The following is a 24,333-nucleotide window of genomic DNA, read 5'->3' as shown; positions in this document are numbered from 1 at the left end:
CACCGATTTGAAGATCTAGTGGTTCTAAATCAAGAATCGGTAACGCAGTACAAAAGCCAGTTAAACTCGCCCTTGGGAGCTCATATTCTGTTCCATTTCATCGCCAAAGAACTTGGAAAGGACGGGTCATTCCGCTGAGTTCCTTTCCTTGAACTGAAACAGTATATGAAGCTCTGAATCCTGCATCTTGAAGTCACTTGGGTATATTAGTATTCTGCCAACATTTTGTGACAATTAACAATAAGCATTCTGAGAATGTTAGCTCAGGAGCTCTTAAGCCTATAAATGGTTCTCTTCTTCAACCATGTAAATAGGTCGGTATTCGGCGGGAGACAACGAGTCCGCAATAACGGTTTTGCTGATCTGCTCTGGTGTAAGAGGCTCGATAACCGGGACAAAATTGGATTTGAAAGGCTCATTTCTCAGGTAATGAGTTGCTTGCTGGATAGAGATTCTGCCTTGCTGAACCATCTTATCTGTGGGTGCAAACTGAACACGATCGCGGCGAAGACCCCGGTAAATACCGTGGCTCAGATAGGTCGAGATTAATCCGATATCGGTTCTTTTGGCGTTTCTCAACTCACTGATTGCGGCTTCAATTGCAACTGCGCTGCCTACAATGTAGTCCACTTGCTCGGACTCTAAAACTTGTTGAACTAGGTTACGCTGTAACTCCTTGTCATTGTCTTCCCATAGGGAAACAACCACTTCAACATCGCTACTTTTTATTGCGTCATGAAACCCCCGTTCTACAGGCTTTGTTCCACCTCTTTGCTCTGGTCCCGGAAGCCAGGCTACCTGAACTTTTCCACTGCCTTTGGGATGTTTCTTTTTCAGGTAGTTACCCGTTTTGAATCCCATGTCATACCAGTCGACCCCAACATAACCGTGAACCGACTTTGAGGCGTTGCTATCAGTATTTAACTGATTGACAGTGACGAACACGGGAGTCTGCCGCACTAAATCTGCGAGAGTATGTTTGTAAGCATCGGGAGCCACTGTGCCAAGCACTATCGCATCTGCGCCCCAATTTCGGCACTCATCAATTTGCTGAGTCTGGCGCGTCAGATTGGGGTAGCCACCAGACTCCAGCACCTTAAGATTTACTCCTTGATTCTTGGCTTCTTCCACCATGCCGTAGTTGACCGAGAGCCAGTAGGAATCTTTTAAGTGAGGATAAATCGCACATATTTTTTCTGCAGCGTGCGAAGGAAAGGCTGATAAGATCAAACTTCCGGTTACCAAGATAGGGTAACGTAAGGACGGTGTTCGGAATCTCCAGCTTAGGTGTTTAAAGCAATCTGGCATTTTTTCGCTTTCTTTTTGGAATCTGGGTGCAAACACTGCAAAATATAACCAAATAACAATAAAAAACCTAATGTTAATCCGGTTCGTTATACCCAATTTTCTTTCGCTATGAGGCAAAAATGCTGCTATCCCCGTCGAGTATAGGTCGCAGGCTTTTATATTCATTCATCGCTATCGCATCGCTAATGGTTATGGCTTCCCTTATTGGTATTGCAGGGTTCTCACTGGTAGCAAAAACCGAGCGCCAGCTAGCCGACAATGCTATTCCAGCCATGTTAGAAGCCCGTCAGGTTTCAGAGCTCAGTTCCCGAATCGTCTATTCTGCGCAGCTCCTTGCCAATTCAGAAAGCCCGACAGAAGTGAAAAGGTATGGTCAGACGCTGTTTGCAGAACTGAATCAGCTACTTACTCACATTAAATTGCTCGGTTCAGACGCGTTCGATTCAACATTACTGGATAGACTAGAATCCAATGTTCAGAACATCATCGACAATTTGGCTGAGCTCGGTCTTGCTGTGGAAAAGCGACTCAAACTGAATGACGACATTGGGGATTCAGTTGAGTATATGCGCCTGAAAGCCGACGAACTGGAAGGGCTGGCGCGCACTCAGGTACTGAACTCCAGCACGGTTGCAGTAGCCAATGTCGCTCACGTATATGACTTGCTGGAAAGTAATAATTCAGGAGCGGCATACAACGCCCTGGATACGCTGGTTGAAGTGGATATGGATCTGACTGAACGCCTGCATGAGCTTCATTTGCTGGCGCTTCGTCTGCTTACTCAAATCGAAGAAGTGAAAAGCGTGACGGTGTTTTCGCGGATTCAGGAGCTTAAAAATCAGTTCGATTCTAACCTGACGATCATGGAACGACGGGTTCGTTCAGTTGAAGATCCAACTCGCTCAGTGAAAATGAGTGGGTTAATTGATGAACTTCAGGCAAACAGCCAGATTTTTGAAAAGTTGATGCAGCGTTATCAGAATGAAGAGCTGGCAAGCAGCCTGAATGCGAGAACGCACGGTTTGTTTGCTGAACTGAACAACATTGTCGGGCGACTGGTGGATGAGTCGAATCAGAGCTCAACGGAGGCGATTGAGAATGTGTCGAAGACGCTCAGTATGGCGCAATGGACGCTGATTTTGTCTATCAATGCTCGGGCTTTCTATTGTTGGAATTATTATCTGGAAGTGGTGTATCAGTCGGTTGTTGTGCGTCTGAACCAGTATTCCAGTGCTTTGCTCAATGTTGCCGAAGGCAAACTGGAACTCGACATTGATGTTAAAGGCAAAGATGAGCTGGCAGACATGGGGCGTGCGATCATTGTCGCCCGAGATACTGCGAAAACCTTAAAGGTAGTGGCAGAAGGCGAGGCAGAAGCTAAACAGGAGCTGGAACGCCACAAAGAGCATCTTGAAGAGATCGTTGATCAGCGTACACAGGAACTCAAACACACCAATCAGAAACTGAACGTAGAAGTCTTGAATCATGCTAAAGCCAGAAACGAAGCAGAGCGTGCGAACCGTGCAAAATCTGCTTTTCTGGCTACCATAAGCCACGAAATCCGCACTCCTTTGAATGGTGTTCTGGGAACAGCCAGCCTGCTAAAAGAAACTTCGCTTTCAGAAGAGCAGCTCAAATACACCGACATCATTAATCGCAGCGGCAGTAGCCTGTTAAGTATTATTAACGATGTACTGGATTATTCAAAAATTGAAGCCGGGCACTTAAAAGTTGCTCAACATAACTTTGACTTGGTGAGCATGGTTGGTGACATCTCTCAATTGCTTTCCAGCCGCGCAACCGAGAAGGGGCTAAACCTCTATCAGGAAGTTGACCCTGAGATCGGGCGGTACTTTCTCGGGGATTCCGTGCGAATCTCTCAGGTTCTGACCAACCTTATCGGTAATGCGATTAAATTTACGGATCGAGGCGAAGTGGATGTGTATGTGGGGAGAGATACCAATCGACCTAATCACATCTACTTTGAAGTTTCGGATACTGGTATCGGTATTGAAGAGACGGCTCTGGATACTCTGTTTGAAGCATTTACCCAAGCCAGTGGTGGTGAAGGCAAGGTCGGTGGGACAGGGCTTGGTTTAGCCATCTGCAAAAAGTTAATACAGGCTATGTGTGGTGTGATTGGCGTGCATTCTGAACCCGGAGAGGGAAGTCGGTTCTGGTTCAGCCTGCCATTACCGGTTGGGGAAGAACCTGAAGATTCACAAGAACCTGCAATACTCAGCACATGCCGAAAGGCAAACGTTCTTCTGGTTGAAGATAACCCAGTGAACTGTTTAGTGGCAGAAGGGTTTCTGGAGCATTTAGGTCATACAGTGACGACAGCGACGACGGGCGAAGACGCCAAGTTGTTAATGAGGAAGCACAGTTTTGATATCGGATTACTGGACATTAACTTGCCTGACTGCAACGGAGTCGATCTTCTGGCTGAGTTACGACGCATTGAACAGAAGAACTTAGCTGAAACCGGAGGGGAACTGACGCCGATGATTGCCGTCTCTGCTCATGTTTTTAGTGAGGAAGTGGCAGAATATCTGGCTTCTGGTTTTGATGCCTTTGTTCCTAAACCAATAGAGAAAGAGTTTTTGGCGAATACACTCGCTCAAGTACTTGAAGGTCAAGTGCCTGATGTCGCCGTTGGAATCCGGGAGTCTGAGTTTAGTTCAACTGAACCAAAGTTGGTGACAGAAAATGCGACCCCTGAATTTGATTTGCTGGATGTTTCGGTGATCAGGCAGGATGCCAGCGTGTTGGGTAAAGAAAAGGTAATGAGCTGGATTGAGATTTTCAAACAATCATCAGCTCAGGATTGGGAAAACATTTGTCTGGCGTTTGAAGCGGGAGATGAAACTGAAGTGAAATCCCACGCGCATAAATTGAAAGGATCCGCCGCCAGTTTAGGTTTAACAGCGTTGCGAGAAGCCCTTGCCGAGATAGAGAGTTCTTCAGACCTATTGGCATTGTTGAGAAGAGAGAGGGACGCTATTAAGTCTTTGCTGGATAACTCAGTTGAGGCGCTACAGACTCTGGAACTGTAGCCTGATAGCAAAGCTCAACAGACATTAGAGCCAGTGCCAGAAAAATTAAAACCCCGATGTTCATTGTCGGGGTTTTGATTTCAATGCTGATTAAATCAGCTCGGAACATAACTATTTATCGCCTGCGAGCAGCCCACTTAAGGCGTAAGGGTCATCCTCCATTCCAAAGGCGATTCGACCCCGCAGTTGTTCCAGTTCATTCTCTAGCTGATACATTTGGTCGAAATTACCTTCGGAACAAGCGATGTAGATTTGTTGTTCCAAGTCCTCAATTTTATCTTGAATACTCATCTTAAACCCTCCTGTGAGGAATGTTTTTCAGAGTGATTTACCAACATCGGTTAGTAAATCTCACAAAGATTATAGCCAACGATTTTAAAGTGGATCAGCGGATTCGGTTCAGGCGACAATACCTCAAAAACACAAACCAATAACTTACAAAAAGGCATGTGGACGAATCATTCGAAGATCCAATCACTTAGCAAGAAATGAAAATTACGCAAATTTTTTTATCATTTTTTCTTGGAATAGTTCACATAGCAGACCTCGGCATTCACACCCAGTTGCTGGAATTTCTGTAGCCAGCGAATTTGGTTTTGCTGAAGTTTATCGCCAGGTCCTTTGACTTCGATAAATTTGAGCTCTCCATTTTTAAAGGCAACCAGATCGGGCTGACCCGCACGGAAATTTCGCATGTCTGAAAGCATCACACGAAACAATTCAACCAACTGTTCTTCAGGTAGCGCAATGCTAGCCTGTGTGATGTGCTCTGGGGTAAACACGTCCCAAATGACATATGGGTTCGCTATGCCATACTTTTGGTTGTAGCGCTCTATGAGGGGCTCATAACCCAAAGTTAAAAACCGTTGAATATCGGTCTCAATCAGCTCAGACCGGTTTTCACTGAATTCCGGGCGATAGAGGTCTAGAGGACGGTACTGGTAGGCGTGGTTAAAGGCCCCCTGAACGGGCGCGTAGATCGAATCCCAAAATACCAGTCCAAACAACCCATTCAGAAAACAGTTTTCTAAATAGTAAGTCTCCCAACCAGACTGGTTGTAGTGGATTTGAGTGGCTACCTCGACGCGTTGTTCAGACAAATCCAGTTCAATGTATACCTCTTCAAACTTCGGCTTCGTTGCTGGAGAAGGCTTATCACCAAGCTTTTTCACTAGCTTTCGTTCAATTCGTTGGGCAACTTCCCATTCATCCACATCGTAAGGTGAGCTCAGCATATCTTGGATGAGAGCTAGGGCTTGTTTGTCTAACCCCATTTTTTCCCACATGCGGACACGTCGTTCCCGACTTGGTGGCAAAGCGTTTTCGCTGAAATGCGCAATCGCTTCGTCAAATTGCTCGTGGCGTTCTAAGTCTCTAGCCAGTTTATTGATGAGGTGAGAGCGTTTTTTATCGACATCCTGATGACCACTTTTGGATGGTAATGCATTGAGCCAATGCTGAATATGTTCAAGAGGGGCTTTTCGATATTCATAATACTGATTACCAATATCACCAATTTGGAGCAGTGAGAGCAGCTCATCCCTATGGTTGAAGTAGCGAAGCTTCCGACTCAATGGGTAGCTTTCAAAACGATTCAGCCCTAAATCAGACAAGACAAACTGGGTGAAATCCTGATGTGTGTTAGTAAAAAACAGCGCCGTAAAGATCGGCATCAACTCGGCATGAAGTAACTGAATACAGGTAAATGGCAATGTCGCTATATCGACTTCTTCATCGGGCAATAGGTTGATTAAATCAGATTTGGGAAGCTGCTTATTCAGGTCAGGGTAGAGGGCTGAGATTTCAGGCTTTGTGAGCAGCGAATGAGCCAGTTGTTTGCAATTCAGTTCGTCAGGAAGAAAGATAAGCTTGTGTTCACTAAGCTGAGCCAGACACGCTGTGATATCCCAAATTTCTCGGTATACCAGTTTATCACTTCGAAACCACTCTCCCTTGCGCGAAAGCAGACGGATCAGCAGGCATTGAGACGCTTTATCTAGTTTGTTGTACGACTCAATCCAGCTCTTTTCTTCATCGGCAAGAAGATCATCATAAGTCTGAACAGCGTTATTCAACAAAAGCTGGAAATTGGTGTGATAGTAATCAACGGGTAATTCAGGTGGTTGTGAAAGCATATTCGTCGCATAAAAAAAGAGCTTACCGTTAAGGGTAAGCTCTTTCTCTGTAGAGATTCAAATCTAATTAAGCGGCTGTTTTAAGCTCTGCTGCTTTCGCTTCGCTGATTGGCTTAGTGATAAGAGCCAGTACCACACAAACACCCATCATTACGGCTGAAATCGTGTACGCCAGACCGAAGCCTCCGCCATTAGTCATAGAGTAACCCACAACCGCTGCACCGATAGCACCACCGATACCCCATGAGGTGTAAAGCACGCCATAGTTGGTGCCGTAGTTTTTCAAACCGTAGTATTCCGCAGTAATAGATGGGAATACCGCCAGAAGCGTGCCGTAGCCGACTGCTGCAATGGCAGTACCGATGATCAGCGTGAATTCTGAAGTAAAGGTTGCAAACAGAACCATGTTGATGCCCTGAAGAACAAACGCAAGAAGCAAAGTGCGAACACCACCGATTTTGTCGGAAAGGATACCCGCCGCAACACGACCGCCTGAGTTAAATACCGCAAGGATAGAAGCCAGGTAAACTGCATTTGGCAGGTTCGCCTGAACGCTTGCTATGTTGGTGATGTTACCAATGATCATCAGACCTGCTGACGCTGCAAAAGCGTACATGATCCACAAAGAGTAGAACTGAGGCGTTTTCAGCATGTTCTTCCAGGAAATATCAACAGGCTTCTTCGTAGCTACTGGCGCTTTACCTGCTTTTACTTTTGGCTCTTCAGGCGTGTAACCCGCTGGTGGGTTGTTAATGGTGCATGCAAGCGGAACAGCAATGATCAAAACACCAATACCCAGAATCATAAAGCTGGAGTTGATGCCGTAAGAAGAAATCAGCGCAGAAGTTACCGGAGCAAGGTAAACCGCGGCAAGGCCAAAGCCCGCTGCAATCAGACCGTTAACCAGACCTTTCTTAGAAGAATGGAACCACTTCATTGCAGAAGGAGACAAACACGCGTAGCCAAAACCGATACCCGCACCTGTGATAACGCCAAACGTAATGTTTAGCATTAGTACAGAATCCGCGAAGCTTGAACCGATCATACCAAGACCAGTCAGGGCGGTACCAAGAATCAGGATATTACGTGGACCCATACGGTCTTGCAGTACACCAGCAACAAGAAGACAGATAGAGAATGTGATCGTTGCGATTGCGTAAGGCTGAGAGGCGTCTGATGCACTCCAACCGAAGTCACTGACCAAGGCTTTGTTGAATACGCTCCACGCATACAAGATACCCAAACAAAGATTGATACAGAATCCGGCAAGAAGAATTCGCATCGCTTTATCGATTTTATTCATTTCTCTTCTCAATACACCCGCGAGGGGAAGTTGGTTACTAAAAAATTTTTTGTCTTTATCAAAAAAAGACACAAGAACTGCGCGCGGATTATAAACAATCTCAATGTGATTGGAATCCCTTTTTCAACATAAAGTTGGAGAAATTTCGAGATCGGGGTGGAGTAGGCTGGATATAGGTATTGACAATGTTGCGAGGCTGTTAACTTAACGTTGGTCTAACTGTAAAAATCGTTATCCGTAGTGACGATGCAGTTTTTTCCAAGACGTTTTGCTTCATACAGTGCGCGGTCTGCCCGCTGGATCATAAGGCTGTAATCAGAGTCAGAATCACAGGAACAGGCGACACCAAAAGAAGCCGTGGTGGCTTCTTCAAAGTTCCACTTATTGATTTCCGATTTTATCGCTTGGGCATAACACAATGCTTGTTCATAGTTGTAATCGCTCATACAGATAATGAACTCTTCACCGCCCCAGCGAGCACTAAAAGCGTGGCTGCCTAATACTTCATTTAAAACTGCCGCAAAGGCACGTAGCGTCTTATCGCCACCAGCGTGACCGTGCTTATCATTGACGGACTTAAAATCATCAAGATCAATGAGGATGCAGCTCATCGACTGATCCAGCTTATAGCGGCTTTCTAATGTCGAAGTCATGAAACGGCGGTTATGCAGACCCGTTAAAGAGTCATGATTCGCTTGGTACGTCAGTTTTTCTTCCAGAATAAGCTGCTCGGTCACGTCTAATACCGATACCTGAACGGCTGGCTGACCGTCCCAGTCAATCACTCGTTCAGAGAGCTTGAAATAAGCGGTAGAACCGTCGAGTCGGAAGTTTCGAACGGTGACATTCTGGCTCGTATTTTCGCCTGCCAGCAGCATGTCGTATCGGGAACGTGCTACATCCTGATACTTTTCAGGAATATGAGAAAAGATGGTACCTGTCGAAATCAGAGCATCGACGCTCGGATAACCGAGCATTTTTGCATAAGTCTGATTCACCAGAAGTGGTTTGAAGTCACGGTGTACCAAGATGCCCTGAAGGGAGCCTTCCACCAGCTCTCGGTAGCGTCGTTCGTTTTCCTGCAACTGAAGCATTGCTTCTTCCTGAGCCGACATATCGATGATCGTAACTTGAAGTGCAGGCTTACCTTCCCACTCAATGACATGGTCGATAGCCAGAACCGAAAACTCTCTGCCGTAGCGATCCACATTTATAGAGGAGTGCATTCTTGGACGCTGCTGATTCGCAAGGATTCTTTGGTAGGTATTCAGAGCTTCTTGATGATCACAGGGAGCGATAAGATCAAGCAAGCTATCTAGCTGGTAGATATCTTCTGGGGAATCGAACCCATAAATTTTGGCGAATGCTAAGTCAACGTAGAGCGCTTTAAAATTGCGCTGAATGACCACGCCATAAGTACTATCAAACAAAACGAAGCTCTGGTGGTTTATAAAACACTAATGGTATCTCACAAAGCTGGGGTACATGTGATGATCGAGCTCCCGAAAATAGAATTTCCCTTAAATTAGTGATGAGAAATTTAAATGTTAATTAACTGTAACAAAAGCATTAAATAATTACTTTTAACTAGCAATATCAATACTTGAGGGTGTAACTAAATGTTTCTGCTGTTAACTGTTTGTAAACGCGTGCTTAATGTACGAAAAACAATGCAGTTTTATCGTGTTTTTTACTTGAAATTGGGCAATAAATGCGCAAAATAGCGACTGAAAACTAAGATTTTGAATATGAAAGGACGCATTCTCTTTATTTAAGTGAAGGTGAATATATGAAACTGATTTTAATAATGCTCGCTTCGATTTCTGCAGGTGTTGCTTCTGCGGATCATTTTCATTCTTTCATGTTGGGTCTGGCGGTATCAGCGCTAGCAGTAGGTAGCTGCTACTGGTTCTCTTTCCGTAGCTCTCGCTTCCCGGCATTTGCTGTTTTCCTGTTATTGTGCGGCATGCTTTCAAAGCTCACGATCACCGTCGTTGGTGTTATGGTCGGTGTGAATAAAGGCTTAATGACATCGCCACTGGTGTTTGCATTAACTTACCTTTATTTCTCTTTAGTCATCACTTATCTGTGGTTCAGCTATCGCCAGAGTATCACCAAGAAGCCGGGTCAGATTGCAGAAGCAGAAGCTTAATTTGCAAAAACGGTAAAAAAGAATTTTTTGAAGAAGCCTTCCCAAGTGGAAGGCTTTTTTGTGCTCACTATTTGGCTCACATTGTGTGGATGGTATGCAACATGTGATGAAATTGTTCAAAAAGCGAGCCAGCGGTGCAAATAGCATAAAATACGCTTATTAATTAATCAGTTACACAATATGCCGTTCCTTACGCCATTTATATCCTATATTGTATATAGAAGTGGTGGGAATCTTGCGCTGATTTAATCTTTAGATGTGTTAAAGTTCACCATTCTGTTTAAAGATACCCAAGTGATAATTTATCGAAAAACGTAATATGTTCTGGGTATTAGCAATTATTTTTAAGTATGCTTTTCATACGCGACCTATGGTGAATTAATGTCATTTCCTATATTGATCTGTGACGACTCCGCGCTAGCCCGTAAACAGATGGCACGTTCACTACCTGCTTCTTTAGGAGCAGATATAACCTTTGCTGTCCATGGATTAGACGCATTAGAACAACTTCAAACGCGTGAATTCAAACTTATGTTCCTAGACCTGACGATGCCTGAGCTGGATGGATACGGCACGTTAGAAGAAATCGGGAAACGTGGAATCGATATTAAAGTGGTGGTGGTATCGGGGGATATTCAGCCAAAAGCTAAAGAGAAAGTCATGTCTTTGGGGGCGAAAGCCTTCATTCAAAAGCCCATCAATAAAGATGCTTTGAAAGATGTGCTTAAAAGCCTTATTGAGCCGCCCACACAACCTCAAACCTATATGCCTTCGCCTGTTGAGTTACCAGTACTCAAGAGGCGTGATATTTACATGGAAGTGGCTAACGTTGCCATTGGTCGGGCAGCGGATGCGCTTGCTCGTCATTTTGATGTATTCGTTCATCTCCCTTTACCTAACGTCAATATTTTTGAAGTGAGCGAATTGCATATGGCGCTTAGGGACCTTGCTGATAACGATCAGGTATCCGGTGTCTGTCAGGGGTTCAGTGGAGAGGGTATTGCAGGTGAAGCATTGGTTTTGCTGAGTGATTCATCCGTCAGTGACATTAACAAACTGATGCAGGTGCCTGCCGACAACGAGCACGAAGAGCTCGAACTTCTGATGGACGTATCCAATATATTGGTGGGCTCTTTCCTTAATGGATTGGGCGAGCAATCAGAAGTGCGCTTTTTCCAGAGTTCACCCGTTCTTTTAGGGCAACACATTCCTATTGATTCCATTATTCAGAGCACAGCGGGTGCGTTTACTAAAACCATGACCTTCGAAGTAAGCTACAACATCGACGGCACTAACATTAAGTGTGACCTGCTGTTTATGTTTGTAGACGAATCTCTTCCTTTGTTGGATAACAAACTGGCGTACTTGATGGAGGATGAGTTGTAATGCTGAATCTACCTGCAGAATTTGAACAGTTCCACTGGATGGTGGACATGGTACAGAACGTCGAAATGGGCTTGGTGGTGTTGGATGAGAATTACAACATTCAAGTCTGGAACGGCTTTATGACCCATCACAGTGGAAAACAGGCACACGAAGCAATAGGCAAGTCCCTGTTTGAAGTGTTCCCGGAAATCCCAAAAGAGTGGTTTGTGTTGAAAGCCAAACCTGTTTACAACCTGGGTTGTCGCAGCTTTATTACCTGGCGTCAGCGTCCATACCTGTTCCGCTGCCGCAATGTGCGCCCGATTACCCAGCAAGCCGAATTCATGTATCAGAACATCACTTTAAACCCGATGCGTACGCCGACTGGTCAGGTGAAATCTATGTTCCTGTCCATACAAGATGCGACCGCCGAAGCCGTTATCGCAGGCGTAGCAGAAAGCTAATCAGCCACCATTAAAAAGCCCAGCCATTTAAATTAGGCTGGGCTTTTTGCTTTTTCAAAGACTTAAGCCTTTACTTCATTCTGGCTGCTACCAGTATTGAGCACATCCGACACACTTTGCAGAGTCACGGAAGCGATACTTCTTAGTGCATCATCGGTTAAGAACGCCTGATGACCCGTAAAGATCACATTGTGGCATGCCGATAGGCGGCGGAACACGTCGTCGACGATGACATCGTTTGATTTGTCCTGGAAGAACAACTCTTTCTCGTTGTCGTACACATCCAGACCCAAAGAACCAATCTTGCCAGATTTCAATGCTTCAATTGCAGCAGCAGAATCCAGAAGATCTCCACGACTGGTGTTTACAATCATCACACCATCTTTCATCTTCGAGAACGCATCGGCGTTGAGCATGTTGCGATTTTCAGGAGTGGAAGGGCAATGCAGGCTGATCACGTCAGCGTGCTTGTACACTTCTTCTAATTCCGTGTATTTCACACCCAAATCAATAGCCGCAGGGTTTTGATACGGGTCGTAACACAGAATCTCCATGCCCAGACCTTTCAGAATTCGCATGGTGGCGAGACCAATCTTGCCCGAGCCGACAATACCAGCGGTTTTACCGTGGAAGTTAAAGCCAACCAAGCCTTCAAGGGAAAAGTTAGCATCACGAGTGCGCTGGTATGCTTTGTGGTAACGGCGATTCAAGCACAACATCATGCCCACGGCATGCTCGGCAATGGATTCTGGTGAATACGCAGGTACGCGTACGACTTTTAAGCCAAGGGCTTCAGCAGTTTGCAGATCTACACGGTCGAAACCCGCACAGCGCATCGCTACTACTTTAACGCCTGTGTCTGCGAGTTGCTGTAGAACCGGGGCAGACAAGTCGTCGTTTACAAATGCGCATACAACATCACAGCCCGAAGCCAAACGTGCGGTTTGCTCGGTTAATCGAAAATCATGAAACTCGAATTGATACGAATAACGTTCGTTTTCTTGGTTAAAACTGCGTTCGTCATAAGACTTGGAACTGAAAAATGCGATCTTAAGCATGACTATACTCCTCGTTATAGAGTTAGTTATTAGTATAAGTGAGTACCCTAGACTTGCGTGATGCATCAAAAAGCGGGGTACTTACGTATACTTACACGGTGCGAACATGCTGATTGCGTTATTAATACGCTCGTTCAAAACAAAAATAAACCCCAAATTTACTGAGCGTTAACTGTTTGTTATTAAAGAAAATAATAGAGATTAATGAGGTGATTTCTAAATAAAATTAGGAAGATAAACCAGAAAATGGAAAGGTTTCAGATATGAATTCTTCGGTAAGGTAACACAAAAAAATTACAAATATTAGTCTTGTCAGGAATCTTTTAGTGCCTATAATGCTGAAAACCGGAGCGTCTGCCAACGCTCCGGTTTTTTTGTGTCCGAAAAACGTGAAACTCTTCTGCCAAAGAGATTCGCGTCTGAAAGGTGGCCTGCCAGCCAACTTTCTACGGGCATGCAATACATAGCTAAAGGAAATTGCATACCATGCGTATCGAACATGAACTCAAGTTAGGTTTTAAAGATGTCCTGTTTCGCCCGAAACGTTCAACCCTAAAAAGCCGTTCCCAAGTAAATTTAACCCGCGAGTTTACCTTCAAGCACAGTGGTCGTCAATGGTCTGGTGTCCCTGTGATCGCTGCCAATATGGATTCTGTCGGCACCTTTGAAATGGCGCAAGCCCTGGCTGCCAATGGAGTCATGACCGCTGTTCACAAACACTACTCTGTGGAAGACTGGGCTGAGTTTGTTAAATCTGCCGACAAAAGCGTGCTCAACAACCTAATGGTGAGCACAGGCACATCCGACGCCGACTTCCGGAAAACGAAAGACATTCTTGCCTTAAGCGATGAGCTTATCTTCATTTGTATCGACATTGCCAACGGATACTCGGAGCACCTGTGCGAATACGTATCTAAAGTGCGTGCCGCATTCCCTGATAAAGTCATTTCCGCAGGTAACGTCGTGACTGGCGACATGACCGAAGAGCTAATCCTAGCGGGTGCCGACATTGTAAAAGTAGGCATTGGTCCGGGTAGTGTGTGCACTACACGAGTTAAAACAGGTGTTGGTTACCCACAGCTTTCCGCCATTATCGAATGTGGCGATGCAGCGCACGGTTTAGGCGGCACCATCATTGGTGACGGCGGTTGTACCTGTGCTGGCGACGTATCTAAAGCCTTCGGTGGCGGTGCCGATTTTGTCATGCTAGGCGGCATGCTGGCGGGTCACGAGGAATCGGGCGGCGATCTGGTTGAAAAAGACGGCAAGACGTTTATGAAGTTCTATGGCATGTCTTCCCAATCTGCGATGGATAAACACTCCGGCGGTGTTGCAAAATACCGTGCAGCAGAAGGCAAAACCGTATTGCTTCCATTCCGTGGTCCAGTTGAAAACACCATCCAAGACATTCTTGGCGGCGTGCGCTCAACCTGTACTTACGTAGGCGCAGCTAAACTTAAAGAACTGACCAAACGCACCACCTTTATCCGAGTGCAAGAACAAGAAAACAACGTATACGGAAAAGAGTAACTAAGCTTTTATACGATAGCTAAGGCAGGGAATCTACCCTGCCTTATTTCTATGTTGAGGTGTAATGTGCTTATCGATAAAGAGTAAGCAAACTCATACCATTAAATGGTTGGTCAAATGGAGCCTCTTTACTAAGCGCAATCACTTTATCAAAATCTATATGAGCTACTGCTTCGAGCTCCGAGTGTGAAGCATAGAGGCGTCTTAATATCAACCAGTCTTTCATAACCGATTGATCTCCAGTATTTGATGTGTACTGAACTACAGAATCTGAATAGCTTTTCAACTCCAGCGCATAACACCGTTCGTCCGCTATTTTAGCGAGCATGATGATGACCTCACCTCTATCTTTCTTCGATAAACCGTTAAACCACTTGTTTGTAATTTCGGCTTTATCAAATGACTCCTTTCGATCTTTATTGCAAAGAGCAATTTTATTGTTCAACACGCTATAATTTTCTTTAACTAGTTCTTTAAGGTACATCTCATAAGAGGTAGCTGAGATTGATGAGCTCAGGACGACTGAGATACCAGTAAACCACTTAAAGAGCGTTATAAACACATGTCCAAAATTCATATTCTTATAGTTCATATGAGATTTAAAGTTAAAGGCTAGCAGGGTAACGATCTATAAAAGATGGCTTTCTCGAAGAAACTTGACTCTGATTCAACGTAGGCAAGTTTTCGCCAGAAAAACATGATTTATTCTTGGTTGCATATTGTTTTTTCAACTCCTTCTATTTTGGGAATCGATACAAAATGCATATCAGGTTATAGAAATTCCTTTCATAAACTGGCTTATGCAATTGCGCTTTTACATTTGTTTTCGATTATGGGTTTTTGTTTGAAATGTTATGTTATAACATTATGCGCGAAAGCAATGGATAATCGACAAAATGAAAAATATTAATGCAATTATCGAACACGTAGAGCAGGGCTGTAAGGCGAATGGAAAGCAGCTAACAGCAAAGCGAGAATTGGTGCTTCGCGCTCTGGTTCACTCTAATAGGGCGTTGTCTGCTTATGAGTTAGTGGATTACTGCAAAGAACAGTTCAACCAGATCATTCCGGCTATGTCGGTCTACCGTATCTTAGAATTTCTGGAAGGTGAGCACTTGGCTCATAAGATTCAGGTCTCGAACAAGTACGTTGCGTGTTCTCATATTCTGCGCGACTGCGAACACGGCGTTTCTCAGTTTTTCATTTGCTCTAAATGCGAAAAAATCACCGAACATACCATAGACCCTGAAGTGATCGTCGGTCTTCAATCTACTGCTCGCAAAGAGGGTTTTACAGTAGTCAGCCCCCAACTAGAGATTAGCTGTGTGTGCGACGAGTGCGCAAAGCAATCTTAATCAATTCGTTTATGCAGCAGTGGTAATGCACACCACCTACCAATTTGAATTTATTTTAAGCCTCACCATTAAAGGAGATGTCGAAACGCTATGTCAGCAACGCTAATCAAGAATGCCCGCGTGGTAAATGAAGGAACCATCACAGAAACGGATTTGCGGATCGTCGGTCAGCGAATTGAAAAAATAGAAGCCGACATAACGGCGCAGCCTTCCGATAATATCGTCGACGCAAAGGGGGCATATCTGCTTCCGGGAATGATTGATGATCAGGTTCACTTTCGCGAGCCGGGGTTAACTCATAAAGGCTCGATCGCAACAGAATCTCGCGCTGCAGTGGCGGGTGGTATCACCAGTTATATGGAAATGCCCAACGTTAGTCCGGCGACCACAACCATTGAAGCATTAGAAAAGAAATACGCGATTGCTGCTCAAAACTCGGTGGCGAACTATTCTTTTTACCTTGGAGCCACTGAAGACAATCTTGAACAGATTAAACGCTTAGATCCTAAAAATCACTGTGGCGTAAAAGTGTTTATGGGTGCGTCGACTGGCGACTTGCTGGTTGAACATCCACAAGCGTTGGATGCTATTTTCCGTGATGCACCAGTATTAATTGTGACTCATTGTGAAAGTGGACCTGTGATCAGTAAAAACCGAGAGCACCTCCTTAGTAAAAAGCCGATTTTCACCATAGAAGATCACCCTGTTTTACGAGACGATGAAGCGTGCTTTGCATCTTCTTCTTATGCCGTAGATTTGGCGAAGAAATACCAAAGCCAGTTGCACGTTCTGCACATCACTACTGCTAAAGAGCTGGCGCTTTTCGAATCGGGACCAATTCAAAACAAACACGTTACTGCTGAAGCATGTGTGCATCATTTGTGGTTCAGTAATCAGGATTACACCACGCTAGGTAACCAGATTAAATGTAACCCTGCCATTAAGTACCAGAGTGATAGAGATGCGCTGATACAGGCTCTTCATACCAATCAAATCGATATTATTGCGACCGATCATGCTCCTCACACCTGGGAAGAGAAGCAGGTGGACTACAATCAGGCACCAGCGGGATTACCTCTGGTTCAGCATGCTTTGCTTACGTTATTGGATCATGTGCATCACGGTCGAATGAATATCGAACAGGTGGTAGAGAAAACCGCACACAACCTAGCCATTCGTTACGCGATTCAGGATCGTGGGTTTATCCGAGAGGGTTACTTCGCTGATTTGGTACTGGTTGATGCCCAAACTTCAACCAAGGTAACGAGCGAGAACATCCTATATCACTGTGAGTGGTCTCCGTTTAAAGGGCATGAATTCACATCTCGGATCAAAAATACCTGGGTGAATGGCGGTTTGGTTTATGCCAACGATTCTCTGATTGATGTGCAATCGCCGGCGATGCGTATGTCATTTGACAGGTAAGTGATCTATTCAGGCAGTACCGTTTAGTATAAAAACGGACTGCAAAAGAGGACTGACTCGCTAGGTGATTTACCTGGCGAGTCAAAAGAAGGAGAGTGGCAAGTGAGCTCTGACAACATAGATAATTTGGGTGTGCCTACCAATATCATTACTGGATTTTTAGGCGTAGGTAAAACCTCTGCGATTCTCCATATGATGAAAAATAAGCCCTGTAACGAGCGCTGGGCAGTGCTGGTTAATGAGTTCGGAGAAATTGGTGTAGATGGAAGCTTGATTCAGGGTAATCACGATGAAAAACAGCAGGTTTTTATCCGTGAAGTACCGGGTGGTTGTATGTGCTGTGCAGCTGGATTGCCAATGCAGATCGCACTGAATCAGTTGTTATCAGAAGCAAAACCAGATCGCCTTTTGATTGAACCGACTGGGCTTGGTCATCCAAAAGAAGTGCTTCAAGTGCTTTCGTCTGAACATTACCGCAAAGTTTTGTCGTTGCAAAAAAACATCACGCTGGTGGATGCGCGGAAACTGTCAGATTCGATATACACCCAACACGATACCTTCAACCAACAAATAGAGATTGCCGATACCGTGGTGGGTCATAAGTTGGACCTGTATCAGGGCGATGAAATGGAAACGTTGGAAGAGTATGTCGCTAAGGTTGGGCGACCAAATACCCGAGTTATCTTTGCGCAGCATGGCGACATTCCTTTCGCTGAATTTGAAGGGGAGACGACTGTCCACTCGCAACCTCCGCATCACCACCATCATGGTCACAGTAAACCACTGGCGTCGGAGCTTCCTATACCAGAAAGCGGTGTATTGAAAGCAACAAACCAAGGGGAGGGTTTTCACAGTGTGGGGTGGCGCTTTTCTCCTGAGAAGATCTTTAATCGCAATACGCTCTTAGCGTTGCTTGCTGGTCTTAATGTAGAACGTATGAAAGCGGTATTCATCACAGAGAGCGGCATATTCGGATACAACATGACGTCGGATGGGCTGGCAGAAGCCGAGCTTGATGACTGTTATGAAAGCAGAATAGAGCTGATCTCAACTAAGGTTGATGAAAGTTTTGAATCTCAGCTTTTAGGTTGTGTTCACGGATAGATAAATTAAGCATCTGCGAGTTAGATAATGGTCGCAGATGCTTTTTAATGTGGGTTTTAGCTTGTTTTAGCTCACCTTAACCTGCTTTTTCTTCGCTAATGCCATGGCAATATTGCTCTTGCAATAAGCACTTTCATTAATGAAATGCGGGTATACATCATGTTTTCCTTCCCAAGAATAATCGCCCCCTGCGAATGTCGATAAGATAGGTTCTCCGGGTTTTACTGCTTCGAAATCTCTGCCGCAAATCGTCGGGTGAACGGTCGCAATGCGCATGCCGGTTTCATCGAGTGGAATTTTCACTTCTTCAAATAGATAGAAAGCGTCATAGTTGTTTAGGGCAGGAAGCCTGTTGATGTTGTGATTTTCGACAAAATCCAGCACCGCCGTTAACATGGTTTTCATCAAATCCAGAGTGTCTGACTTCAGTGAGCCATGTGCCTGAGCACCAACTTCTATCATCACGCCATGCTGCCCAAGTGTGCATAGGTAAGGATGTTCATCCCACGATTGCTGAGATTCAAAAAGAATATAGGCATTGGGCATTCGTTGTTTAACGTAGGCTCCCATTTGTTGATAGAAAGGAGAATCAGCAAGCAGAATAAGCGTTGCACCCATATTGCTGGTGGTATTGTGCAAATCAATTACCAACTGATTGCTTTGCTCTGAGTATTTGTCTTTTAACTGCTTGGCTAAGTTTATCTCATGGGAGTCTGGTTCTTCTTCTGGTGTGGCTGAGGAAAAGAGTCGGTTTAAATCGTGATCAACAAAGCGACAGTTCTGTTCCATTGAGAGTGGGTTTGCGATGATGGATTCGAACGAAAACGAATCCCGGCTTGCGGGATACAAGCCATCCTTAATCAGTTTATGAAGGTATATGCCAGAAAGTTCGTTGCCATGAGTACCTGAAACGAGAAGTACTTGGTTAACTTTGTCCATGAGGTAGAAATTCCATTCTGAATTGAGTCAAAAGCGGTGTGTTGTTCGCTGTAATGAGATGTTTGGTGAAATTGTATAGTTTGGTGATGTTATATCATAACATTTATTTGGTGTGTGGATATTCACAGAAATCACAAAGCCTTGGATTAGATAAACGTAACCCGTTGCAACATTAGTCAATATTCTACTTTGCACATATTTGGGAAGATGTCTATATGTGTGCAGTTACGCAAAATCAAGGAGCGAAGATGAGTATTTGGAGTCTGTCTGACACCTTTAGTTTTCAAAGTCGGGATGTAAAGTATGGCATTCAGGGTGAAGGTGAACCTGTGGTACTTGTTCACGGCACGCCTTGGTCTTCATTTAATCTCAGACACTTGATACAAAAGCTTTCTACTCAATACCGAGTGCACTATTTCGATTTGTTAGGGTACGGCGAATCCGATAAAAGCGATGCTGATGTTTCACTTGGTATACAGAATCAGCTTCTGGATGCTTTGATTGAATACTGGCAACTGGACTCGCCCTATATAGTAGGGCATGACTTTGGTGGCACGACGGTTCTTCGCAACCATCTTCTTGATAACCGAGACTATCGAAAAATAGCGGTTATCGACCCGGTAGCCTTGTCACCCTGGGGTTCACCGTTCTTTAAACATATCGAGCAACATGAAAGCGCGTTTGCTGGCGTCCCGGACTATATTCACACCGCCATTGTTGAAGCTTATATAAAGACGGCGGCTTATCAACAACTGAGTGAAGAGACCATTGAAGGAATACTGGCACCCTGGACAGGCGAACAAGGTAAACCCGCATTTTACCGACAAATAGCGCAAGCGGATTCAAAGTTTACCGATGAGTTTCAGGATAGGTTTGCAGACGCTAAGGCACCCGTTTTAGTTTTGTGGGGTGAAGAGGATCAATGGATACCCTGTGATCAAGCATACACACTGCAAAGCAAGATCCCGGGGGCAAAGCTTGTGACCGTGCCTGAAGCTGGGCACCTTGTGATTGAGGAAAACCCCTCAGCGTTAGCAAAAGCCATTCTGGAATTCTTTGAAGACTAAACGCGAGCTGGTGTACGGCTCTATCGATTCACGCAAAGAAAAACGCAGTGCATTTCGCACTGCGTTTTTGTTTCAACTCTTACAAGCTATCAACCTAGACCCAATTCAAGGCTATTTGTAAAGGTGCTCAGCCTCTTTAAACATATTGGTTATTTCTCTTGTTCGGGCGATACCGCGTTTGTCCAAGATCCAGTCCTGAATGCCTTTATAAGCCTCACGAAAGGTGCGGTTTTTGAGTTGCCAGTCGGTTGAGACTTGCTTGCCATCTACCGTGACTTGCGCCCGAAGAGCTTCGACGACTTCCTCTCCGTAGCGTCTTTTTCGTTTGCTTAAGCCCTTAACAGAGCCGTCGGCATGAAATATCTGGTTCACATCGAGCGAGAGTCGAATATCTCTTACCCTTCGTTTTTCATTGAGCTGTTCTTGAAATGCGTAGGCAGACTTCTCGGCCTTCTTGGGCGAGTCGAATTTAGAAAAAGGGAAGTATTTTTGTACGTTAAGGACTTTGTCTTGAACTCTGTAGCCTTTCGGCGAAGTTTTAGTTGGGTAAAGCATGACCGTCATCGATGGAGTCTCTTTCTTAACACTCTATTTATTATGTCCAATCCGAGAATTGGTTAATTACAGGCAAAATGTGTGAGGCGAGAAGCTTGCTTCCATAAGCTCCTGACTACAACACGTTATACAGTTAAGTCTACACCATAATCAGGAAGTTCAAGTTAATGTTTGGTTAGTTGTTGTCAGGTGTTTAAAAAAAGGTCGTTTTTTATTAAACACAACAAGGGATTGGTTGGATTCGAAAAATGGCAAGCTTTTTTATTGAACCGTTTATCTGATTCTCATATCAATGTTAAAAGAAGTATTAAAAGTTCACGTTGGTAACGAATTGTGGCATTTTAGCTCTCCCTAAATTGTTTTTTGTCGCTAAAACTGGCGAATTTGTAAGTGGTTCGGAGTCGTTTTGGAAGAAAAAATTAAGTTTATTGCCAGTGATATGGATGGCACTTTGCTAGATAGCGCTAAGCAGCTACCCCAAGAATTTTACGATGTTTTTGACTCGCTAAAGCAAAGCGAAGTTTTGTTTGCTGCGGCATCCGGCAGGCAGTATTACAGTTTGCTGAGTATGTTTGAATCGGTTGCCGACGACATGATTTTCATTGCTGAAAATGGCGCGTTTGTAATGCATCAGGGCAAAGAGCTATACAGCTGTGTGATACCCAAAGACGAAGTGCACAGTATTATTCGCACGGTTCGTGATATTCCGAATTCCGATGTTGTTCTCTGTGGTAAAAATTCTGCCTATATCGAAACCGCTGAGTCTAGCAAATTCGAAGAGATTCAGAATTATTACCATCGAGTAGAATGCGTCGAAGACTTGCTTGAAGTGGATGATGAGTTCATCAAAATAGCGATCCTGAACTACGAAGGCACAGAAGAGCACGTTTACCCTGTGGTGGCTGAAAAGTTTGGGGATACTCATCAGGTCGTCGTTAGTGCGAAAATCTGGCTAGATTTTATGCACAAAGAAGCGTCTAAGGGAACGGCGATCAGGCACTTACAAGGGTTGTTTGATTTTAACTTTGAGCAAAGCATGAGTTTCGGCGATTACTTTAATGATGTGGAAATGCTCAAAGAGACTTACCACAGCTATGCGATGGAAAATGCCCACCCTGAGATCAAAAGTCTCGCCCGTTTCACCGCTCCTCACCAAGATGAACAAGGCGTTCTAACCGTTATCAAAGAGAAAGTTCTGAACCAGAACTAGATATTTGATGCAGCGCGTACGTGTGGTTTGGCTCAGAAGTAAAGCAGGGGTGTAATGGAAGTTTCGCTTAAACAGATTGAAGAAAGTTCGCGCCATATTCTGGAGAACCTTTTTCCCTATTACATTTACGATATGTCTGAATTTATGGGCTGGAACCCAAATGAAGAAGGGCTATTCACTTACCCTTCTTCAAATTTTGATGTGTATTGGGAGCGCGAAGATCACACGCCTTTCTTCATTTATGTTGAGGATGAGTTAGCAGGCTTTGTATTGGTTCGAAAATACCCCAATAATCAAGCCGTGTTTGATGTCGCTCAGTTCTTTGTATTGCGTAAATTTAAGCGTATGGGCGTGGGCAAAAAGGCTTTGCATACCGTGGTCAATCGTTTCCCGGGGGACTGGCAAATTCGTGTGCTAATCGGTAATCACGGCGCGCTTAAATTCTGGCAATCCGCGGTGGAAAACTTAGTCGGCAACGCTTATTCGCTTTCCAAAGACGTAGATACCGACCTCGAAATGCACTTTATCCGGTTTCAGTTTTAACTATTCCAACTACAGTCGCTACAGGCAGCGGTGTCTAACATTCAATCTTATATATCTCTGTTGTTATCCAGCCACACTTTCAATTTGTTACTGTGGGATAGCATTTGACTCATGTCGTCCTCAGTCCAATCATCAAAACATTCGTTCATCATGGGCAGAAAGCTGCTAAATGCACTTTGAACCTTTGCGAGACCTTTCTCGTTAATTCTGACCCATTTTTTCCTGCCATCTTGTTCATCTTTTTGAATGTCGACCAATCCCATGTCGAACAATTTATTGACCACCTTTGTAATCCCTGGCTGGTTCATCTGCATCACCTGAGCAAGCTGACTAATGGTCTGTTCTCGCTCTGGCTGATGAGAAAAGTGGTTGAGCAGATTGAACTGAGACTGGTTTAGCCCAAGTGGTGCTAAAGCCTTTCCAAGCCAAGAGTCTGTTAGCTGATTAATTATTCCCAACGAAATCATTATCTTAAATGATAAGTTCTGCTTTTCTGTCAACATTTTGATTAAAATCTCTTGATTAATATTCCATGGAATATATATTTATTCCGTGGAATGTATTTTAGCAAACTAGTCAGAAAGGGTATAGCAATGAACAGAAGAAACTTCATTAAAGTCTTAGGTGCAGGCGCAGTTGTTGTGGCCGCAGGTCCTGTCGTAGTGGGTCAGCTTTCCAGCACCACTGGCTCGTTGCTCAGACCTACTCAGACGTATTCTGATTTGAGAAAGACACTTATCAGCTATGCAATGCTCTGCCCAAACCCCCACAACACTCAACCTTGGAAAGTAGCGCTGGAGGGTGAAGACACCATTCTGCTTTACGTAGACAGCGAACGCTTGCTGCCTCAGACTGATCCAATCCACCGCCAGATTCACATTGGGCATGGCACATTTATTGAGAGCTTAGTCGTCGCAGCTAGTCACTTTGCTACACGAGCGAACGTCACTTATTTTCCCGACGGGGAATACAACAATCAGGTACTAGAGAACAAGCCAGTGGCTAGAATACGATTAGTTGCTGATTCTAATGTTAAACCTGATCCGTTATTCAATCTGCTCGTTACCCGTCAGTCGAATAAAACGGTATACGATGAACAAAGACTTTCTGAAACCGAACTTGAGCAGGTACTTGATTCAGTCAAAGGGACTGAGTTCCTGCTCAAATTGATTCAAAGTGCGGAACAGAATGAAACCATGCGAAACTTTTTGAACAACGCTATGGTCATTGAAGAGCAAAATAGTCAACGCAGCCTTGAGACCATTAATATGTTTCGATTTAACGACGAAGAGTTAAAGCGTTATCGCGACGGATTTGGTCTTCCGCAGAACGGTGTTACTGGTGCCAAGCGTTGGTTGGCTGAGCAGTTTTTTGTTTCGCGAGAAAGTGCGTTAAAAGATCCAGCAGCTTTTGGGAAAGAGGGAGTGAAGTTGACAAAATCGGTGACAAAGAGCACCCGATACTTTGCAATGCTGGTGAGTAAAGACAACCGACGTTTGACTCAATTAGAAGTAGGGCGACTTTACAACCGAATCAACTTGCTTACCGAGTCACTGGGCATTGCACAACATCCCATGAGCCAGATCTTACAAGAATATCAAGATATGTTGCCTTTACAGCGTGACTTCAAATCGTATTTCAATATTCCAGAAGCTCATACAGTGCAAATGCTTTTTCGCTTGGGGAAAGCTAAAAGAACTCCTGAATCACCGCGAAGAGAAGTCACTGATATCTTGATTTAATGCTTGTACATATGGAGATAAA

At 44.5% G+C, this 24,333-nt stretch carries 22 protein-coding genes; 12 read left to right on the top strand and 10 right to left on the bottom strand.

Annotated elements, in window-relative coordinates; all coding sequences use genetic code 11:
* Positions 1-279 precede the first annotated feature (279 nt).
* Positions 280-1,308, bottom strand: a complete 1,029-nt coding sequence (gene torT / locus RH89_RS27485; protein WP_004409056.1) for a TMAO reductase system periplasmic protein TorT — start codon at positions 1,306-1,308, stop codon at positions 280-282.
* 119 nt (positions 1,309-1,427) lie between these two features.
* On the opposite strand from torT, the gene torS reads away from it, so the two are divergent.
* Positions 1,428-4,364, top strand: a complete 2,937-nt coding sequence (gene torS, locus RH89_RS27480) for a TMAO reductase system sensor histidine kinase/response regulator TorS (protein WP_004409055.1) — start codon at positions 1,428-1,430, stop codon at positions 4,362-4,364.
* Positions 4,365-4,475: 111 nt separating this feature from the next.
* Here the strand turns inward: torS and RH89_RS27475 are convergent, their stop codons facing one another.
* The 4 genes from RH89_RS27475 to RH89_RS27460 all read right to left on the bottom strand — a co-directional run bounded on the left by RH89_RS27475 (position 4,476) and on the right by RH89_RS27460 (position 9,232).
* The gene (locus RH89_RS27475; protein ID WP_004409054.1) at positions 4,476-4,655 is read right to left on the bottom strand and encodes a hypothetical protein; all 180 of its coding nucleotides are present in this window, start codon (positions 4,653-4,655) and stop codon (positions 4,476-4,478) included.
* A 221-nt stretch (positions 4,656-4,876) separates the two neighbouring features.
* The gene (locus RH89_RS27470; protein WP_004409052.1) at positions 4,877-6,499 is read right to left on the bottom strand and encodes a VRR-NUC domain-containing protein; all 1,623 of its coding nucleotides are present in this window, start codon (positions 6,497-6,499) and stop codon (positions 4,877-4,879) included.
* A gap of 67 nt (positions 6,500-6,566) precedes the next feature.
* Positions 6,567-7,802 carry an L-lactate MFS transporter gene (locus RH89_RS27465; RefSeq protein WP_004409049.1) on the bottom strand — a complete coding sequence of 412 codons (1,236 nt, stop codon included), beginning with the start codon at positions 7,800-7,802 and terminating at the stop codon, positions 6,567-6,569.
* Positions 7,803-8,017: 215 nt separating this feature from the next.
* Positions 8,018-9,232 (bottom strand): sensor domain-containing diguanylate cyclase, encoded by a 1,215-nt coding sequence (locus tag RH89_RS27460; RefSeq protein ID WP_004409048.1) that lies wholly within the window; start codon positions 9,230-9,232, stop codon positions 8,018-8,020.
* 359 nt (positions 9,233-9,591) lie between these two features.
* On the opposite strand from RH89_RS27460, the gene RH89_RS27455 reads away from it, so the two are divergent.
* The 3 genes from RH89_RS27455 to RH89_RS27445 all read left to right on the top strand — a co-directional run bounded on the left by RH89_RS27455 (position 9,592) and on the right by RH89_RS27445 (position 11,783).
* The gene (locus RH89_RS27455) at positions 9,592-9,954 is read left to right on the top strand and encodes a hypothetical protein (RefSeq protein ID WP_004409047.1); all 363 of its coding nucleotides are present in this window, start codon (positions 9,592-9,594) and stop codon (positions 9,952-9,954) included.
* A 381-nt stretch (positions 9,955-10,335) separates the two neighbouring features.
* On the top strand, positions 10,336-11,340 hold the full coding sequence (locus RH89_RS27450; RefSeq protein WP_004409046.1) for a response regulator: 1,005 nt from the start codon (positions 10,336-10,338) through the stop codon (positions 11,338-11,340).
* Positions 11,340-11,783 carry a PAS domain-containing protein gene (locus RH89_RS27445; RefSeq protein WP_004409044.1) on the top strand — a complete coding sequence of 148 codons (444 nt, stop codon included), beginning with the start codon at positions 11,340-11,342 and terminating at the stop codon, positions 11,781-11,783. Before RH89_RS27450 ends, RH89_RS27445 begins: the two co-directional genes overlap by 1 nt.
* A gap of 62 nt (positions 11,784-11,845) precedes the next feature.
* On the opposite strand, the gene RH89_RS27440 is transcribed toward RH89_RS27445, so the two are convergent.
* Positions 11,846-12,841: a 2-hydroxyacid dehydrogenase gene (locus RH89_RS27440; RefSeq protein WP_004409042.1), complete on the bottom strand. Its 996-nt coding sequence runs from the start codon at positions 12,839-12,841 to the stop codon at positions 11,846-11,848.
* A 486-nt stretch (positions 12,842-13,327) separates the two neighbouring features.
* Between RH89_RS27440 and RH89_RS27435 the strand changes: the two genes are divergently transcribed.
* A complete protein-coding gene (locus tag RH89_RS27435; protein WP_004409040.1) occupies positions 13,328-14,371 on the top strand; it encodes a GMP reductase in 1,044 nt (347 codons plus the stop codon).
* Positions 14,372-14,441: 70 nt separating this feature from the next.
* Here the strand turns inward: RH89_RS27435 and RH89_RS27430 are convergent, their stop codons facing one another.
* Positions 14,442-14,948 carry a hypothetical protein gene (locus tag RH89_RS27430; RefSeq protein WP_004409039.1) on the bottom strand — a complete coding sequence of 169 codons (507 nt, stop codon included), beginning with the start codon at positions 14,946-14,948 and terminating at the stop codon, positions 14,442-14,444.
* 319 nt (positions 14,949-15,267) lie between these two features.
* On the opposite strand from RH89_RS27430, the gene RH89_RS27425 reads away from it, so the two are divergent.
* The 3 genes from RH89_RS27425 (at position 15,268) to RH89_RS27415 (ending at position 18,255) form a co-directional block, all read left to right on the top strand.
* Positions 15,268-15,726 (top strand): Fur family transcriptional regulator, encoded by a 459-nt coding sequence (locus RH89_RS27425; protein WP_004409037.1) that lies wholly within the window; start codon positions 15,268-15,270, stop codon positions 15,724-15,726.
* A 90-nt stretch (positions 15,727-15,816) separates the two neighbouring features.
* Positions 15,817-17,151 carry a dihydroorotase gene (locus RH89_RS27420; protein WP_004409035.1) on the top strand — a complete coding sequence of 445 codons (1,335 nt, stop codon included), beginning with the start codon at positions 15,817-15,819 and terminating at the stop codon, positions 17,149-17,151.
* Positions 17,152-17,253: 102 nt separating this feature from the next.
* Positions 17,254-18,255, top strand: a complete 1,002-nt coding sequence (locus RH89_RS27415) for a CobW family GTP-binding protein (RefSeq protein ID WP_004409033.1) — start codon at positions 17,254-17,256, stop codon at positions 18,253-18,255.
* Positions 18,256-18,321: 66 nt separating this feature from the next.
* Here the strand turns inward: RH89_RS27415 and RH89_RS27410 are convergent, their stop codons facing one another.
* Positions 18,322-19,194 carry an aspartoacylase gene (locus RH89_RS27410; RefSeq protein WP_004409032.1) on the bottom strand — a complete coding sequence of 291 codons (873 nt, stop codon included), beginning with the start codon at positions 19,192-19,194 and terminating at the stop codon, positions 18,322-18,324.
* A 248-nt stretch (positions 19,195-19,442) separates the two neighbouring features.
* On the opposite strand from RH89_RS27410, the gene RH89_RS27405 reads away from it, so the two are divergent.
* Positions 19,443-20,261, top strand: coding sequence for an alpha/beta fold hydrolase (locus RH89_RS27405; protein WP_038147593.1), 819 nt, complete (start codon positions 19,443-19,445; stop codon positions 20,259-20,261).
* 111 nt (positions 20,262-20,372) lie between these two features.
* Here RH89_RS27405 and RH89_RS27400 read toward each other — a convergent pair whose 3' ends face one another.
* Complete coding sequence (locus RH89_RS27400) at positions 20,373-20,825, bottom strand: hypothetical protein (RefSeq protein ID WP_004409029.1); 453 nt, start codon at positions 20,823-20,825, stop codon at positions 20,373-20,375.
* A gap of 397 nt (positions 20,826-21,222) precedes the next feature.
* On the opposite strand from RH89_RS27400, the gene RH89_RS27395 reads away from it, so the two are divergent.
* A complete protein-coding gene (locus RH89_RS27395; RefSeq protein WP_004409028.1) occupies positions 21,223-22,026 on the top strand; it encodes a Cof-type HAD-IIB family hydrolase in 804 nt (267 codons plus the stop codon).
* Positions 22,027-22,080: 54 nt separating this feature from the next.
* On the top strand, positions 22,081-22,569 hold the full coding sequence (locus RH89_RS27390; RefSeq protein WP_004409027.1) for a GNAT family N-acetyltransferase: 489 nt from the start codon (positions 22,081-22,083) through the stop codon (positions 22,567-22,569).
* 47 nt (positions 22,570-22,616) lie between these two features.
* Here the strand turns inward: RH89_RS27390 and RH89_RS27385 are convergent, their stop codons facing one another.
* Entirely contained in the window at positions 22,617-23,036 is a 420-nt protein-coding gene (locus tag RH89_RS27385) for a MarR family winged helix-turn-helix transcriptional regulator (protein WP_244410444.1), read from the bottom strand.
* 126 nt (positions 23,037-23,162) lie between these two features.
* Here RH89_RS27385 and RH89_RS27380 point away from each other — a divergent pair, with 126 nt between their 5' ends.
* Positions 23,163-24,311: an Acg family FMN-binding oxidoreductase gene (locus tag RH89_RS27380; protein ID WP_004409024.1), complete on the top strand. Its 1,149-nt coding sequence runs from the start codon at positions 23,163-23,165 to the stop codon at positions 24,309-24,311.
* The last annotated feature ends 22 nt before the right edge of the window (positions 24,312-24,333 follow it).

Origin of the sequence: Vibrio nigripulchritudo ATCC 27043 (assembly GCF_000222685.1) — a bacterium.
GTDB lineage: Bacteria > Pseudomonadota > Gammaproteobacteria > Enterobacterales > Vibrionaceae > Vibrio > Vibrio nigripulchritudo.
Note: the sequence above shows the minus strand (reverse complement) of the source record. Positions and strands in the feature narration are given on the sequence as shown.

Bases quoted from the DNA above. Each gene is read 5' to 3' on its own strand.
- RH89_RS27405 (WP_038147593.1), top strand. From the start codon at position 19,443: ATGAGTATTTGGAGTCTGTCTGACACCTTTAGTTTTCAAAGTCGGGAT.
- RH89_RS27470 (WP_004409052.1), bottom strand. From the start codon at position 6,499: ATGCTTTCACAACCACCTGAATTACCCGTTGATTACTATCACACCAAT.
- RH89_RS27440 (WP_004409042.1), bottom strand. From the start codon at position 12,841: ATGCTTAAGATCGCATTTTTCAGTTCCAAGTCTTATGACGAACGCAGT.
- RH89_RS27380 (WP_004409024.1), top strand. From the start codon at position 23,163: ATGAACAGAAGAAACTTCATTAAAGTCTTAGGTGCAGGCGCAGTTGTT.
- RH89_RS27445 (WP_004409044.1), top strand. From the start codon at position 11,340: ATGCTGAATCTACCTGCAGAATTTGAACAGTTCCACTGGATGGTGGAC.
- RH89_RS27455 (WP_004409047.1), top strand. From the start codon at position 9,592: ATGAAACTGATTTTAATAATGCTCGCTTCGATTTCTGCAGGTGTTGCT.
- RH89_RS27390 (WP_004409027.1), top strand. From the start codon at position 22,081: ATGGAAGTTTCGCTTAAACAGATTGAAGAAAGTTCGCGCCATATTCTG.
- RH89_RS27425 (WP_004409037.1), top strand. From the start codon at position 15,268: ATGAAAAATATTAATGCAATTATCGAACACGTAGAGCAGGGCTGTAAG.
- RH89_RS27410 (WP_004409032.1), bottom strand. From the start codon at position 19,194: ATGGACAAAGTTAACCAAGTACTTCTCGTTTCAGGTACTCATGGCAAC.
- torS (WP_004409055.1), top strand. From the start codon at position 1,428: ATGCTGCTATCCCCGTCGAGTATAGGTCGCAGGCTTTTATATTCATTC.
- RH89_RS27385 (WP_244410444.1), bottom strand. From the start codon at position 23,036: ATGATTTCGTTGGGAATAATTAATCAGCTAACAGACTCTTGGCTTGGA.
- RH89_RS27465 (WP_004409049.1), bottom strand. From the start codon at position 7,802: ATGAATAAAATCGATAAAGCGATGCGAATTCTTCTTGCCGGATTCTGT.
- RH89_RS27475 (WP_004409054.1), bottom strand. From the start codon at position 4,655: ATGAGTATTCAAGATAAAATTGAGGACTTGGAACAACAAATCTACATC.
- RH89_RS27430 (WP_004409039.1), bottom strand. From the start codon at position 14,948: ATGAATTTTGGACATGTGTTTATAACGCTCTTTAAGTGGTTTACTGGT.
- RH89_RS27450 (WP_004409046.1), top strand. From the start codon at position 10,336: ATGTCATTTCCTATATTGATCTGTGACGACTCCGCGCTAGCCCGTAAA.
- RH89_RS27435 (WP_004409040.1), top strand. From the start codon at position 13,328: ATGCGTATCGAACATGAACTCAAGTTAGGTTTTAAAGATGTCCTGTTT.
- RH89_RS27400 (WP_004409029.1), bottom strand. From the start codon at position 20,825: ATGACGGTCATGCTTTACCCAACTAAAACTTCGCCGAAAGGCTACAGA.
- torT (WP_004409056.1), bottom strand. From the start codon at position 1,308: ATGCCAGATTGCTTTAAACACCTAAGCTGGAGATTCCGAACACCGTCC.
- RH89_RS27420 (WP_004409035.1), top strand. From the start codon at position 15,817: ATGTCAGCAACGCTAATCAAGAATGCCCGCGTGGTAAATGAAGGAACC.